Raw genomic sequence first — 13882 nt, 5'->3', positions numbered from 1 at the left:
GCCGTCCATGACCTATCGAATAGCCGGGCTTGATCCCGAAACTTTTTCAGACCTGTTCAGTCTTTCCTGCACCGAACTTGCCGCCCGCAATGCAGCGCGGGTGATGGCAGACGCGGACCGGGGCTTCCCTTGCCGGGTCAGCCTGGAAGATGCGCGCGCAGGGGAAGAGTTAATCCTGCTGAACCACACCAGCCACGATGTCGCGACAGCATATCGCAGTACCTATGCGATCTATGTGCGCAAGGATTCAGCTCAGCGCGTTTTCGTTGATACAACGCCGCCGGTGTTTGAAGGGCGCCCCCTGGGGCTGCGCGGGTTTGATAAGGCCGGGACTTTGCGTGATGCGCGGCTAGCTTTGCCGGGGCAGGCTGATGAGAAGATTCGCGATTTGTTTGCCCAACCCGAAATTGCCTATATTCACGCCCACAACGCGGCCCACGGCTGCTTCGCTGCCAAAGTGGAGCGCCACGAAGGAGAAGCGGCATGATTGCCGACGAGGAATGCTGGCAAGCCGCGCTGTCCCGTGACCGGGCGTATGACGGGCGCTTCGTTTCGGGTGTGCTGTCAACCGGGATCTATTGCCGGCCCAGTTGCCCGGCACGCCACCCGCACAGGCACAATGTGCAGTTCTTTGCCAACGCGGCCCAGGCCCGCGCTGCCGGGCTGCGGCCCTGCAAGCGCTGCTCGCCCGATGATGTCAGCCGCGATGAGCGCGCGGTTCTGGCGGCGATTGCGGCGATAAAGGCGGCCCAGCAGCCGCTGGCGTTGGCCGCGTTGGCGCAAGAGACCGGCTATTCCCCCAGCCACTTTCAGCGTGTTTTTACCCGGCACACCGGCCTATCCCCCGCGGCCTATGCCCGGGCGCTGATGGCAGAGCGCGCGGCGCAGGCTCTAAGCGACGAGGGCAGCGTGACCGATGCCATCTATGCGGCTGGCTATTCGGCACCGTCGCGGTTTTATGAAGGCAATCAGGGGAGACTGGGGATGGCGCCTTCGGTTTGGGCAAACGGCGGAAAGGGCGCGGTTATCCATTGGGCGGTGGTCGATACCAGCCTGGGCATGATGCTGGTCGCGGCGACTGGCAAGGGCGTGTGCCGCCTGTCCTTCAACGAAGGGCGCGAGGCTTTGGAAGCGCGCTTTCCCCATGCCGAATTGAACGAAGGCGGAACCGCCTTTGCGGAGCTGCTGGGGCAGGTTATCGCCGCTGTCGAAGCGCCGGGTGATTTTGGCCACATTCCGCTCGACGTCAAAGGCACCGCGTTTCAGGAAGCGGTCTGGCGCGAATTGCAGCGGATTCCCAAAGGCGAAACCCGCACCTATGCGCAGCTTGCCGCAGCGGTGGGCAAGCCCAAGGCGGTCCGCGCGGCCGGCAGCGCCAATGGCGCAAACAATGTTGCCGTGCTGATCCCGTGCCACCGGGTGATCCGCACCGGCGGGCATTTGGGCGGCTATGCCTATGGCTTGGAGATCAAGCGCAAATTATTGGAAAAGGAAGCGGAATGATGGGAAAAATTGCGGCCTTCAAGGCGCTTCATATTGCTGGCGATCCGCTGGTTCTGTTTAATATCTGGGATGCCGGCAGCGCCAAGGCAGTTGCTGCGGCCGGTGCCAAGGCCATCGCTACCGGCAGCTATGGCGTGGCCGAAGCGCAAGGCTTCAAGGATGGCGAAGACTTTTCGATCGAAGATGCACTGCGCAATCTCGAACGGATCGTCGCGATTACCGATCTGCCGGTGACGCTTGATTTTGAGAGTGGCTACGGCGATACTCCGGCGGGGGTGGCTGCATCCGTCCGCCGAGCCCTGACAAGCGGCGCGGCCGGGATCAATATGGAAGACCGCATGCCGGGCCAGACCGCGCTGTTGCCGCTGGGCGATGCGGCCGACCGGATCGCTGCGGCGGCGCAAAGCGGCCTGTTCGTCAACGCGCGCTGCGATGTCTATCGAGGGGTCAAGCCGCAGGACTATGGCCCGCAGCTGGTGGAATCCGTGCTTGAGCGCGCTGATGCCTATGCCGCTGCGGGCGCTGGCGGGCTGTTCGTGCCATTTCTGGGCGATCACCCCACGATAACCGCGATCTGCGCTGCATCGCCGTTGCCGATCAACATCTTGTGGGGCCCAGGGCGCGGGACAACGGCCCAGCTTGCCGCCTGCGGCGTTGCCCGGATCAGCTATGGCCACGGACCTTGGGCTGCCGCGATGGACTGGTTGGCCGGTCAGGCCCGAACGGTGTTTGCTGGCGAAATCGTCCCCTATGCCGCAGGCCAGTAGCGCATAATCGATTGCAAGCTGCGGCGAATTGGGCAATCTAGGTGTATGGATAACATAATACACCAAGAGAACCCTTTGCCGCTGCCCTCACTCGCCCGGCGGATTGTGGCCTTTCCGCTGACTTTGATGGTGATCGGGTTTGTCTGGATTGCTGTGCTGGGTGTGGGGACGGCGCAGTTATACGAACAGCTTGGCTTTGCGCGCAACACGCCTGAAAAAACGCTTGGCGCTGTGCTGATGGCGGCCGCGGTGATCCTGGGGTATAAAGCCTACAAGCGTTGGGTGGAACGCGCCGATGATATTGAACTGCCGTTTTCGGGCGCGTTGCCGGAACTGGGCGCTGGCATTGCGATTGGCACCGGGCTGTTTAGCCTGATGACCGCGATTGTTGCGATGCTGGGCGGTTTCGAAGTGCTTGGCGTGCGCGGGGCCGGGCAAATCTGGACCATGGTGGCGATCGCCACCGTCAGCGGCACATTGGAAGAGATCCTGTTTCGCGGGATCATCCTGCGGCACATGGAAAATCTGATCGGAACCTGGGGTGCGCTGATATTTACCTCGGCGCTGTTTGGGCTGCTGCACATTACCAATCCTGATGCGACGTGGTTCTCCTCGTTTGCAATCGCGCTTGAGGCCGGCATCCTGCTTGGCGCGGCATACCTGTTGACCCGGCGGCTGTGGCTGGCAATCGGGATCCACGCGGCCTGGAATTTCACGCAAGGATGGATCTTCTCGGTCCCGGTCTCGGGCGGCGAAGCACCGCTCGGCTTGCTCATCACCCGCCGCGTCGGACCGGATTGGCTGACCGGCGGCGATTTCGGTTTGGAAGCGAGCGCTGTCGCGATGGTGGTGGCGACCGGAGCGGGGGTATTGCTGTTGATACTCGCATACAGGCGCGGGCATTTCGTCGCGCCGATGTGGAAGCGTTGATGCGTCAAACGAACGAATAAGGATCAATATCCACTGCAACCCGCACCCCTTGCGCGAATTGCAACTGGCCCAGCCAGGCCCGGATCACGTCCTGCAATTGTGCCGATCGCCGGGCATTGATCAGCAGCCGATAGCGGTAGCGGCCGCGCAGCAGCGCGAGCGGGGCAGGGGCCGGGCCGAGCACCATGACATCGGGCAGGTTGGGGGCCATCGCACCGATGGATTTTGCTGCCTCGCGGGCTTCGGCTTCGTCCTCGGATGAAACGATGATTGCGGCCCAGCGGCCGAACGGCGGGGCGCCTGCATCCTTGCGGGCTTCGGCTTCGGCAGCATAGAAAGCGTCGCGGTCTCCGGCGGCCAGCGCTGCGAAAACGGCGGCTTCGGGGTGGCGGGTCTGGATCAGTACCTCGCCGGGCTTTTCGCCCCGGCCGGCGCGGCCAGAAACCTGTGCGATTTGCTGGTAAGTTCGTTCGGCCGCGCGCAGATCGCCGCCTTCCAGACCCAGATCGGCATCGACCACACCAACCAGGGTCAGATCGGGGAAGTGATACCCTTTGGTCACCAATTGGGTGCCAACGATCACATCGATCAGCTTGCCTTCCGCAGCCTCGACAAAGGCTGAAATCTTTTCAGGACTGTTGAGCGTATCCGAGGTTACCACCGCCAGGCGCGCATCGGGCAGAAGTTCGCGCACTTCATCGGCGATCCGTTCCACACCAGGGCCGCAGGCAACCAGACAATCGCCGGTGTGGCATTCTGGGCATTCTTCGGGCGTGCTGGTTTCATGCCCGCAATGGTGGCAGGCCAGCCTGCGCGAGAGCCGGTGTTCGACCAGCCAGGCACTGCAATTGGGGCACTGGAACCGGTACCCGCAGTGGCGGCACAGCGTCAGTGGCGCATAGCCGCGGCGATTGAGGAACAGCAGGCTCTGTTCGCCGCGGGCCAGCCGTTCGGTCAGTTTCGCAACCAGTCGCGGGGCCAGCCAGCGGCCGCGTTCCGGCACTTCCTTGCGCAGGTCCACGATCTCTACATCGGGCAGCTGTGCGCCGCCAAACCGGTCAGGCAGATCGATCTTGGTATAGACGCCAGCCTCAGCCAATTGGAGCGATTCCAGTGCCGGCGTGGCGCTGGCCAGGATCACCGGGGCTTGTTCAAACCGGGCCCGGATAACCGCCACGTCGCGCGCATTATAGCGCACCCCATCATCCTGTTTGAACGAAACCTCGTGCGCTTCATCGACCACAATCAGCCCCAGCGTCTTGAACGGCATGAACAGCGCCGATCGGGCCCCAACCACAACCTGTGCTTCACCTGACACGATCGCCCGCCATGCCCGCCGCCGCTCGCTTTGCTTGACAGAGCTGTGCCACAGCACCGGCGGCGTGCCAAAGCGGGCTTCGAACCGGCGCAGGAAATTCTGGGTCAGGGCGATTTCGGGTAGCAGCACCAGCACCTGGCGGCCGAGCTGGATCGCTTCGGCAATCGCCTCAAAATAGCACTCGGTCTTGCCCGATCCGGTTACCCCATCAAGCAGGAACGGAGTGAAACCGCCGCTGCGAACCGCGCCAACCAATTGCTGGGCGGCTGCATCCTGCAATTCGGAAAGGGCGGGCGGGGCATGGTCTGGGCGAGCCCGAGGATAGGGGCGATCCAGATCGACAGTTACCGGCTCAAGGATCCCGGCGCCCAGCATCCCGCGCAGCACGCCTTCTGAAACGCTGGCCAGCGCCGCCAGTTCGCGGATGCTGGCCTGTTCACCATGCAATGCGTCCATGGCCGCGGCCCGCTGCGGGGTCAGCCGCCTGGGTTCATCGCCAGACAAGCGATATTCGGTGGTAGTTCCGCCGCCGCGCAGCGCCGCCATACTGCCCAGCGCCATCCGCGCGACCGAATTCATCGGGGCAACGTAATAATCCGCAGTCCATTCAATCAGGCCGCGCAGCGCCTTTGATAGCGGCGCCGCCGGCAGCACTTCCAGGATCGGGCGCAGCTTGGCCTCGGGCACTTCATCACCGGGCAGCCGATCAGGTTCCCAGACGATTCCCAGCACCTGGCGCGGCCCGAGCGGAGCCATCACCAGCTGGCCGAATTCTATCGCCATTCCAGCGGGAACGCGGTAGTCAAGCACCTGCAATACGGGGTTGAAGACAAGGAGTCGGACACGGTTCATTGCGCAGCTTCTATGGCGGCAATCTGGCGTGGGTGACAGTCGCTAATTCGATGGAACGCTAATCGAATGAAACAGGGGGTAGGAATGAAAAGCAACGGTAGCAGCATCATCGCACGGCGCACTTTTTTGGCCGGAACGGCTGCGGCTGGCTTGCTGGCATTGCCAGGTTGCCAATCGATGGGCGGTTTTGGAATGGTCGATGCGATCCGCCGGCTGCTGGGCCTGGCTTCCAGGAACGCCTTTGCCAAACTGACCGCGCCCGGCGGGTTCTGGGATAGCGAAGTGGCGCGGTTTGATCTGCCTGAACTGTTCACCGGCGGCGGGGCGGTCAAGACCTTGCTGACATCGGGCCCGTTCCGCACAAGCCTGCAAAAAGGATTGAATACGGTTGCCGAAAAGGGTGCAGAGCGCGCCGCGCCGGTGGTTTATGAGGCGATCCGCAACATCTCTGTTCCCGATGCGATCGCCCTGGTCCGGGGCGGACCAACCGCGGCCACTTCTTACTTGCGCAGCGAAATGGGCGCCGGGCTGATCAATGCCATGATCCCGGGCCTGTCCGATGCGCTGCGCGTATCCAGCGATCCGGTTTTGGGCCAGGCTATCCGCGCCCTGGCTGGCGTGGATGTGGGCCAGGTGGCGCAAAGCATCGCGATAAAGGCTGATAATTCGATCTGGTATCAGATCGGAGCTGAAGAAGGCGCAATCCGGGCCAATCCACAAAGCACCAATGATCCGCTGCTGATCGGGGTGTTCAAGGTGCTCTAAGGCTGTTGCCGCAGGCGCACGGCGGGCTATAGCGGCTTCTGACTCGCAGTCAGGAGCCCGCGCCCGTGAAATTTTTTGCCGATACCGCCGAAATTGCCGACATCAAGGAACTGGCCGCCACCGGCCTGCTGGATGGCGTTACCACCAATCCCAGCCTGATTATGAAATCAGGCCGCGATTTCATTGAAGTAACGCGTGAAATTTGCGGAATTGTCGATGGCCCGGTCAGCGCGGAAGTGGTCGCACTGGATCACGCCGGGATGATGGCCGAAGCAGAGACGCTGCGCAAAATCGCCGACAATGTTTGCATCAAGGTGCCGATGACGCTGGATGGCCTGAAAACCTGCAAGGCGCTGACCAGCGATGGCACAATGGTCAACGTTACACTGTGCTTCTCTGGCAATCAGGCGCTGCTGGCTGCAAAGGCCGGCGCAACCTTTGTTTCGCCCTTTGTGGGCCGCCACGATGACAACGGATTTGATGGGATGGATCTGATCCGTGATATCCGGCTGATCTATGATAATTACGATTATCGAACCGAGATCCTGGTGGCATCGGTTCGCCATGTGGTCCACGTGCTTGAAGCCGCACGGATCGGCGCCGAAGTGATGACCGCGCCGCCTGCGGTTATCAAGGCATTGGTGAAGCATGTGCTGACCGACAAGGGTATCGAAGGTTTCATGGCCGATTGGGCCAAGACCGGGCAGACGATCTGAACTTTTGAGCATGGCCGACGAATCCCCCCTCGATCGTTTCAAATCGGTGCTAACCGGCGTTTCGCGGGCGGTTGCACGGGAGCCTGAAGTTGAAGTGGCCTGGACCGCCGATAGCCCGGTGGCCAATGGCACCAATTTTCGCGTGCCGATGCCGGGCCGCACCCTGCCGCGCGATCAGGCGCTGGAAGCGCGCGGGTTTGCCGATAGCTTTGCCTTGAAGCTGCGGCACCATAACGAGGCGCTCCACGCCCGCCATGCCCCCAGCGAACCGGCCGCGCGGGCTTGTTTCGATGCGGTGGAGATGGTCCGGTATGAGGCGTTGGGATCAAAAGCCTATGCCGGGATGCGCGGCAACCTAGATGCCGCGTTGATGGCGCGTACGCTGGGTGATCCGATCACCCGGGCGACCCGGCCCGATGAGGTTCCGATTCAGGGTGCGCTGGCCTTGTTGCTGCGTGAACATCTGACGGGCCAGCCGGTGCCCGAACCCGCACGCGAAGGTGTGGCGATGCTGCGCGGCTGGATTGAAGAAAAGGCCGCCACCGATTTTGATGCGCTGGCTCTGATGCTTGATGATCAGGCGGCGTTCCAGGCATTGACGCTGGGCATGTTGCAGCATCTTGAACTGACCAAGTCCGAACCGATGGATCCCGAAAGCGAAGATGGCGACGATACGGATAGCGAGGACCAGGATCAGGAGCAGCCAGACGACGGCGAATCGAGCGAAGACCAGAATCCCAGCGAAGTCGCCAGCGAACCCAGCGAAGGCGAGGATGAGAGCGAAAGCGAAGTAGAAAATCAGACCGACGATGATCAGTCTGATGCTGAAGAAGGCGATGAGGGCGAGGAGGGCATGCTGCCAACCCGGCCCAATCGCCCGTGGACCGAGCTGCCGCTGAAGTTTGATTACAAAGCCTATACCGAAGCGTTCGATGAAGTGATCGCTGCCAATGAGCTGTGCGACGATGAAGAGCTGACCCGGCTGCGGGCCTATCTGGATGCACAGTTGAAGGGCCTGCAGGGGATCGTCACCAAATTGGCCAACCGGCTTCAACGCAGGCTGATGGCGCAGCAAAACCGCAGCTGGGATTTCGATCAGGAAGAAGGCCTGATCGATGCCGCGCGGCTGGCCCGGGTGGTCATCTCGCCTGGCCATTCGCTGAGCTACAAGGTTGAACGCGAGGTCGATTTCAAGGACACTATCGTCACGCTGCTGATCGACAATTCGGGATCAATGCGCGGGCGGCCAATCTCGATCGCGGCAATCAGCGCAGATGTTCTGGCGCGTACCCTGGAGCGCTGCGGGGTAAAGACCGAAATCCTGGGCTTTACCACCCGCGCCTGGAAGGGCGGGCAAAGCCGCGAGGCATGGCTGGCCGGCGGCAAACCCGCGCAGCCGGGCCGATTGAACGATTTGCGCCATATCATCTACAAGAGGGCCGATCAGCCTTATCGCCATTCCCGCAAGAACCTGGGCCTGATGATGCGCGAAGGGCTGCTTAAGGAAAACATCGATGGCGAGGCTCTGCTGTGGGCCCACGCCCGGCTGCTTGCCCGGCCAGAAGACCGCCGCGTGCTGATGGTGATTTCAGATGGCGCACCGGTGGATGACAGCACGCTCAGCGTGAACAACGCCGGCTACCTTGAACTGCATTTGCGCAAGGTAATCGACTGGATCGAAAAGCAATCGCCGGTGCAGCTGGTGGCGATCGGGATCGGTCATGACGTCACCCGCTACTATCGCCGTGCGGTAACGATCATGGATGTTGAACAATTGGCCGGCACGATGATCGAGCAGCTTGCGGGATTGTTTGAAGAGGAAACCAAGTGAACGTAACCGAAGCCGTCGCCAGCCGCCGCTCAATCCGCCAGTATCTTGACCAGCCGGTCGATCAGGCCGTGCTGCTGCGCGTGCTGGAAAAGGCCCAGAACGCGCCATCTGGCGGCAACACCCAGCCGTGGAATGCGGTGATGCTGACCGGGGAGCCACTGGCCAAGCTGGTCGATCTGGTCGCCGAAACGATCCCCCAGGGGTTGGCCGCCTATTCGGCCGAATATCCGATCTATCCGGCTGAGCTGGAAGGCCGCTATGCGAACAGCCGGTTTGGCGTGGGCGAGGCGATGTACAAGGCGCTTGAAATCCCACGTGAGGACAAGGCGCAGCGGCTCGATATGTTCCGCAACAATTTCCGCGCATTCGGCGCGCCGGTGCTGATGCTGGTCCACACGCCCCGCTATATGGGCCTGCCGCAGTGGAGCGATATCGGGATGTGGCTGCAAACCGTGCTGCTGCTGCTGCGCGAAGAAGGGCTGGATAGCTGCGCGCAGGAAGCCTGGGCGGTTTACCAGAAGCAGATCCGCGAAGTGACCGATATTCCCGAGGACCATATCTTCTTCTGCGGCGTATCGATCGGCTGGGGAGACCGTGATGCGGCGATCAACCAGTTCCCGGTGCCACGCGTCGCGCTTGATCAAGCACTGCGCTGGGAAGGGTTCTAGCCAAACCCGCCGCTTCGATTTATGGGCCGTGACCATGACTGATGGTGCCCAACTTAAACTGTTCAACAGCCTTACCCGCCAGATGGAGCCATTCCAGCCCGTCCACCCCGGCGAAGCAAGGGTCTATTCGTGCGGGCCAACGGTTTATAACTACCAGCACATCGGCAACATGCGGGCCTATGTCTTTGCCGATACGCTGGGCCGGGTGCTGCGGTTCAAGGGTTATGATCTGAAGCACATCATCAACATCACCGACGTTGGCCACCTGACCAGCGATGCCGATGCGGGCGATGACAAGATGGAAAAAGCTGCCGCGCTTTCAGGCAAAACTGCCTGGGATATTGCAGCGTTTTACACCGCAGAGTTCAAGCGCGATCTGAACTGGCTGAACGTCACCCCGCCGGCCAAATGGACCGTCGCGACTGACTATGTGCCCGCGATGATCGACTACGCCAAATCGATTGCTGAAAAGCACTGCTATGAACTGGAAAGCGGGCTCTATTTCGATGTTTCGACCGTGCCGGAATATGGCCGTCTGGCCCGCGCTGTAACCGATGATGGCGAAGGCCGGATCGAAGATGTCAATGGCAAGCGCTCGCCCGCCGATTTCGCGATCTGGCGCAAAACCCCGCTGGGCGAAACCCGCCAGATGGAATGGGATTCGCCGTGGGGAAAAGGCGCACCCGGCTGGCACCTCGAATGCAGCGTGATGAGCGCGGCTGAACTGGGAATGCCGTTCGATATCCACACCGGCGGGATCGACCACCGCGAAATCCACCACCCCAACGAAATCGCCCAGAATCAGGCCCACGAAGGCTGCGCCCACACCGGGGCAAGCATCTGGATGCACAACAATTTCCTGATCGACCGGGGTGGGAAGATGAGCAAGTCAGCGGGCGAATTCCTGCGCCTGCAAACCCTCGTCGACCGCGGCTATCACCCATTGGCCTACCGGATGATGTGCCTGCAGGCGCATTATCGGAGCGAGCTGGAGTTTTCGTGGGAGGGGCTGGGGGCGGCGCTTGTTCGACTGAAGCGGCTGGTGATGGGTGTTGAGAAAATTGACGCAACGACAAAAACAGAGGCCAAAGAGCAGACATTCTCAGCAGCCGAAGCGATGTCTATTGTCCACTACGGCCACTTTGCCGAAGCGCTGTCAGACGATTTGAATACTCCGCTAGCCCTCACCGAATTCGAGAACGTGATTGCGTATAAGCAAACACCGGCAGTGATCAAACTCTCATTGATCCGGGAGATGGATAGGGTGCTTGGGTTCGATTTCACAAAACTAACCCGCCAAGACCTCCGCATCCGCCCCAAAACCGCAACGATCACCGAACCCGAAATCGAGGCCGCGCTCGCTCAGCGCAAGGACGCCCGCGCAGCGAGAGACTTCGCCACTTCCGACCGCCTGCGCGATGAACTCGCTGCCCAAGGCGTCGAAGTAATGGACGGCGATCCGCTCGGCTGGGACTGGAAGCTGAGCTAGTGCGCATCATGTTGCGCAAGAACCCTTGACAAAGGCGCTCAATTTGCGCATATAACTGCGCATGGAGCGTGATAGCCGTAAAATCGTGAAGCGCCTGCTGGCCGAAGGTTTTGATGCGGTGTCAGTCAAGGGGTCGCATCACAAATTCAGGCGTGGCAGCGTGACCGTGATTGTTCCGCATCCCAAAAAAGATCTGCCATCCGGCACCGCACGGGCGATCGCGCGAATGGCTGGGTGGTAATTGAACGAGGTGTAAGATGCAGTATTTCTATGCCGTGGTACATAAGGATGAAGACAGCGCGTTCGGGGTAACCTTTCCTGATCTTCCCGGCTGCTTTTCGGCTGCGGATCGGATGGAGGATGTGCTGCCGGGTGCCTGTGAAGCGCTTGAACTGTGGTTTGAGGATGCAGCGCATGTAACGCCGATGCGGCTGGATCAGGTTCGCGCGCAGGTTGCAACCGATCTTGCCGAAGGGGCATTTTTGATTGCCGTTCCCCGTATCCGCCGGACCGGGCGAGTTGTCCGCGCCAATATTTCGATCGATCGGGGCATGCTCGATGCGATCGATCGGGTTGCGACTGAACGCAACCTGACCCGCAGCGCGTTTTTGGCTGATGCGGCACTCAAGGAAATCGAAGGCTACTCACGCGGATGAAACTCTGGTGCCTCACCCGCGCGCCATATGTGGCGCTCGACGGGAAGGGCGCGGAGCTTAACGGCGCGCGGTATGCTCCGCCGGGCTACCCTGTGGTAAGCCTTGCCAGCGAGGCCGGGCTCGCGGTGCTGGTGGCGCTGCGGTATCAGCCGCGCGATCTTGTCGGCATTCCCGATGATTTCGTGCTGGGCTGGACTGAAGTGAATACCGTGCCAGAACGCGTGCCCGATCCTGATGAGGATACTATCCGCGCTTTTGTCGGTGAATGGCTGGAAACGAAACGCTCGCTGATCTGTGCGATCCGTTCACGCGTGCTGCCAGAGGCTGACGTGATCTACCTCAACCCGCGCCACCCAGATGCCGGCGCCATCGCGCCGCTGATCACCCGGCCATTCAACTTTGCCGAGTGCCTTCACCGTCCGCCGATGCTGGACAGTTTTAGCAAGGGCTAAAGAAACGCCCGTACTTCGCGCATGAACCGGTCAAACTGGTCATGATGCAGCCAGTGCCCGGCATTCTCGAATTCGCTAACCCGGTAATCCTGAAACAGCATCGCGCGGCCATCGGTTTCTGGGTTTGAGGCCCACGAATCCGCGCCATAGAGGAACAGGATCGGGCAGGTTATTGCGGCCCACAATTCCTGCATCCGCTCCTCTGGCGTATCTTCAAACGGCCAGTTGTTAAGATAGGGATCGAACTTCCAGCTCCAGGTGCCGTCTTCGTTGCGGCTCGCGCCGTGGACGGTCAGATGGCGGGCCTGTTCGTCGGTCAGAAAGCCGTTTTCCGCCTTCATCCGGGCAAAGGCCGCCTCGATCGTTTCATAGCGGCGCGGGATCCGGCCGGATGATTTGCGGCGTTCGTCGATCCATTTGCGAAAGCGGTTGGCATAGCCTTCGCCCTCGCGCCGGGCGCGGACATCGGGGGAGGGGCCAAGCCCTTCGATGTTGACCAGCTTGCGGACTTTTTCAGGGTAGAGCCCGGCAAAGCGCGTCGCGATGTTACCGCCCAGCGAATGCGCAACGATCGTAACCTGATCGTGGCCAAGCGTATGGACCAGCTGCGCAAAATCATAGACGAAAGCGTTGGTATCATAATTGCCATCTGGCACCCACGCGCTGTCACCATGCCCGCGCAGATCGGGCGCGATCACATGCCAGTCCTTGGCCAGTTCCTCGGCTACCCAGTCCCAGCTTCGGCAATGGTCGCGCCCGCCATGCTGAAGGATCAGCGGCGGGGCCGTTGGATTGCCCCAATCGATGTAGTGCATGCGCAGGCGCTGCGAGATGAAGCTGTTGGCGGTAGGTCCGTGAATTGTCATGCGCGCGGATTTGCGCGTTTTGCTGCGCTGCGTCAATCCGGGGAAATTTGCTGTTGGCGGACTCGCCAAGTGGCGCGGCAATTCCTATCTGATCGGGCAACGAACGGAGACTTTCATGGCCACCCACACCACCCACATGTTGATTATCGGTTCTGGCCCGGCGGGGCTTTCGGCCGCGATCTATGGCGCGCGGGCCGGGATGCAGCCGATTGTGGTTCAAGGCCTGCAACCAGGCGGGCAACTGACCATCACCACCGATGTTGAAAACTATCCCGGCTTTCGTGATGTGGTTCAGGGCCCGTGGCTGATGCAGGAAATGCAGGCCCAGGCCGAACACGTCGGCACGCGGATGCTGTGGGATACGATTACCGAAGTTGATCTTTCGGCCGCACCGTTCCGGGCAATTGGTGATAGCGGCGATATTTACGAAGGCGATACCCTGGTGATCGCAACAGGCGCTGCGGCAAAGTGGCTGGGTGTTCCGGGGGAACAGGAACTTTCGGGCAAAGGCGTTTCGGCTTGCGCCACCTGCGATGGGTTTTTCTATCGCGGCAAGAAAGTGGTTGTGATTGGCGGCGGCAACACTGCGGTTGAAGAGGCACTCTATCTTACCAACCATTCGCAAGACGTAACCCTGATCCACCGGCGTGACAGCTTGCGGGCGGAAAAAATCCTTCAGGACCGGCTGCTGGCCCATCCCAATATCAAGGTGCTGTGGAACAAGGCGGTCGATCATTTCGTTGGCGGCGAAACCGGATTGGCCGGCGTGGCGCTGAAAGACACGGTTACCGGAGCATCATCGATAGAGCCCACCGATGGAGCATTTGTAGCGATCGGCCACGCGCCTTCGACCGAGCTTTTCAAGGGCAAGCTTGAAGTCGATGGGGGCGGATATCTGGTGGTCGAAGCTGGAACACCCAAGACCGCGATCCCCGGCGTTTTCGCTTGCGGCGATGTGATGGACCACACCTATCGCCAGGCCGTGACAGCGGCCGGAACCGGCTGCATGGCCGCGCTTGATGCCGAACGCTTCCTTGCAGAAAGAGACTTTCACGCGGCCAAAGGCTGA

General features: G+C 61.0%; 15 protein-coding genes. 13 read left to right on the top strand and 2 right to left on the bottom strand.

Features of this window, described 5'->3' with window-relative positions:
* Positions 1-7 precede the first annotated feature (7 nt).
* The 4 genes from ABL914_RS06720 to ABL914_RS06705 are packed head-to-tail and all read left to right on the top strand — an operon-like array spanning position 8 to position 3200.
* Positions 8-487, top strand: coding sequence for a DUF1203 domain-containing protein (locus ABL914_RS06720; protein WP_391562398.1), 480 nt, complete (start codon positions 8-10; stop codon positions 485-487).
* On the top strand, positions 484-1503 hold the full coding sequence (locus ABL914_RS06715) for a bifunctional transcriptional activator/DNA repair enzyme AdaA (protein WP_391562397.1): 1020 nt from the start codon (positions 484-486) through the stop codon (positions 1501-1503). Before ABL914_RS06720 ends, ABL914_RS06715 begins: the two co-directional genes overlap by 4 nt.
* Positions 1503-2270, top strand: a complete 768-nt coding sequence (locus ABL914_RS06710; RefSeq protein WP_391562396.1) for an isocitrate lyase/phosphoenolpyruvate mutase family protein — start codon at positions 1503-1505, stop codon at positions 2268-2270. Before ABL914_RS06715 ends, ABL914_RS06710 begins: the two co-directional genes overlap by 1 nt.
* Before the next feature lie 45 nt (positions 2271-2315).
* A complete protein-coding gene (locus ABL914_RS06705; protein ID WP_391562395.1) occupies positions 2316-3200 on the top strand; it encodes a CPBP family intramembrane glutamic endopeptidase in 885 nt (294 codons plus the stop codon).
* A gap of 4 nt (positions 3201-3204) precedes the next feature.
* On the opposite strand, the gene ABL914_RS06700 is transcribed toward ABL914_RS06705, so the two are convergent.
* Complete coding sequence (locus ABL914_RS06700; RefSeq protein WP_391562394.1) at positions 3205-5370, bottom strand: primosomal protein N'; 2166 nt, start codon at positions 5368-5370, stop codon at positions 3205-3207.
* Positions 5371-5454: 84 nt separating this feature from the next.
* On the opposite strand from ABL914_RS06700, the gene ABL914_RS06695 reads away from it, so the two are divergent.
* The 8 genes from ABL914_RS06695 to ABL914_RS06660 all read left to right on the top strand — a co-directional run bounded on the left by ABL914_RS06695 (position 5455) and on the right by ABL914_RS06660 (position 11947).
* The gene (locus tag ABL914_RS06695) at positions 5455-6135 is read left to right on the top strand and encodes a DUF4197 domain-containing protein (protein WP_391562393.1); all 681 of its coding nucleotides are present in this window, start codon (positions 5455-5457) and stop codon (positions 6133-6135) included.
* A 65-nt stretch (positions 6136-6200) separates the two neighbouring features.
* On the top strand, positions 6201-6851 hold the full coding sequence (gene fsa / locus ABL914_RS06690) for a fructose-6-phosphate aldolase (protein ID WP_391562392.1): 651 nt from the start codon (positions 6201-6203) through the stop codon (positions 6849-6851).
* A gap of 10 nt (positions 6852-6861) precedes the next feature.
* Entirely contained in the window at positions 6862-8682 is a 1821-nt protein-coding gene (cobT, locus tag ABL914_RS06685; protein WP_391562391.1) for a cobaltochelatase subunit CobT, read from the top strand.
* Positions 8679-9350, top strand: a complete 672-nt coding sequence (locus tag ABL914_RS06680) for a nitroreductase (protein ID WP_391562390.1) — start codon at positions 8679-8681, stop codon at positions 9348-9350. Before cobT ends, ABL914_RS06680 begins: the two co-directional genes overlap by 4 nt.
* Before the next feature lie 34 nt (positions 9351-9384).
* Positions 9385-10839: a cysteine--tRNA ligase gene (gene cysS / locus ABL914_RS06675; protein ID WP_391562389.1), complete on the top strand. Its 1455-nt coding sequence runs from the start codon at positions 9385-9387 to the stop codon at positions 10837-10839.
* A 61-nt stretch (positions 10840-10900) separates the two neighbouring features.
* Positions 10901-11080 carry a type II toxin-antitoxin system HicA family toxin gene (locus tag ABL914_RS06670; protein WP_391562388.1) on the top strand — a complete coding sequence of 60 codons (180 nt, stop codon included), beginning with the start codon at positions 10901-10903 and terminating at the stop codon, positions 11078-11080.
* 16 nt (positions 11081-11096) lie between these two features.
* On the top strand, positions 11097-11495 hold the full coding sequence (locus ABL914_RS06665; protein ID WP_391562387.1) for a type II toxin-antitoxin system HicB family antitoxin: 399 nt from the start codon (positions 11097-11099) through the stop codon (positions 11493-11495).
* Positions 11492-11947 (top strand): RES family NAD+ phosphorylase, encoded by a 456-nt coding sequence (locus tag ABL914_RS06660; RefSeq protein ID WP_391562386.1) that lies wholly within the window; start codon positions 11492-11494, stop codon positions 11945-11947. Before ABL914_RS06665 ends, ABL914_RS06660 begins: the two co-directional genes overlap by 4 nt.
* On the opposite strand, the gene ABL914_RS06655 is transcribed toward ABL914_RS06660, so the two are convergent.
* Positions 11944-12813, bottom strand: coding sequence for an alpha/beta fold hydrolase (locus ABL914_RS06655; protein WP_391562385.1), 870 nt, complete (start codon positions 12811-12813; stop codon positions 11944-11946). The two genes, ABL914_RS06660 and ABL914_RS06655, sit on opposite strands and share 4 nt — an antisense overlap.
* 115 nt (positions 12814-12928) lie before the next feature.
* Between ABL914_RS06655 and trxB the strand changes: the two genes are divergently transcribed.
* Positions 12929-13882: a thioredoxin-disulfide reductase gene (gene trxB, locus ABL914_RS06650; RefSeq protein WP_391562384.1), complete on the top strand. Its 954-nt coding sequence runs from the start codon at positions 12929-12931 to the stop codon at positions 13880-13882.

The sequence above is a fragment of the Novosphingobium sp. genome (assembly GCF_040079535.1).
GTDB lineage: Bacteria > Pseudomonadota > Alphaproteobacteria > Sphingomonadales > Sphingomonadaceae > Novosphingobium.
This window is presented reverse-complemented; position numbering and strand designations above follow the sequence as displayed.

Coding starts and splice junctions, on each gene's coding strand:
- ABL914_RS06705 (WP_391562395.1), top strand. CDS start 2,316: ATGGATAACATAATACACCAAGAGAACCCTTTGCCGCTGCCCTCACTC.
- ABL914_RS06655 (WP_391562385.1), bottom strand. CDS start 12,813: ATGACAATTCACGGACCTACCGCCAACAGCTTCATCTCGCAGCGCCTG.
- cobT (WP_391562391.1), top strand. CDS start 6,862: ATGGCCGACGAATCCCCCCTCGATCGTTTCAAATCGGTGCTAACCGGC.
- ABL914_RS06670 (WP_391562388.1), top strand. CDS start 10,901: ATGGAGCGTGATAGCCGTAAAATCGTGAAGCGCCTGCTGGCCGAAGGT.
- ABL914_RS06665 (WP_391562387.1), top strand. CDS start 11,097: ATGCAGTATTTCTATGCCGTGGTACATAAGGATGAAGACAGCGCGTTC.
- ABL914_RS06695 (WP_391562393.1), top strand. CDS start 5,455: ATGAAAAGCAACGGTAGCAGCATCATCGCACGGCGCACTTTTTTGGCC.
- ABL914_RS06700 (WP_391562394.1), bottom strand. CDS start 5,370: ATGAACCGTGTCCGACTCCTTGTCTTCAACCCCGTATTGCAGGTGCTT.
- ABL914_RS06715 (WP_391562397.1), top strand. CDS start 484: ATGATTGCCGACGAGGAATGCTGGCAAGCCGCGCTGTCCCGTGACCGG.
- cysS (WP_391562389.1), top strand. CDS start 9,385: ATGACTGATGGTGCCCAACTTAAACTGTTCAACAGCCTTACCCGCCAG.
- ABL914_RS06660 (WP_391562386.1), top strand. CDS start 11,492: ATGAAACTCTGGTGCCTCACCCGCGCGCCATATGTGGCGCTCGACGGG.
- ABL914_RS06720 (WP_391562398.1), top strand. CDS start 8: ATGACCTATCGAATAGCCGGGCTTGATCCCGAAACTTTTTCAGACCTG.
- trxB (WP_391562384.1), top strand. CDS start 12,929: ATGGCCACCCACACCACCCACATGTTGATTATCGGTTCTGGCCCGGCG.
- ABL914_RS06710 (WP_391562396.1), top strand. CDS start 1,503: ATGGGAAAAATTGCGGCCTTCAAGGCGCTTCATATTGCTGGCGATCCG.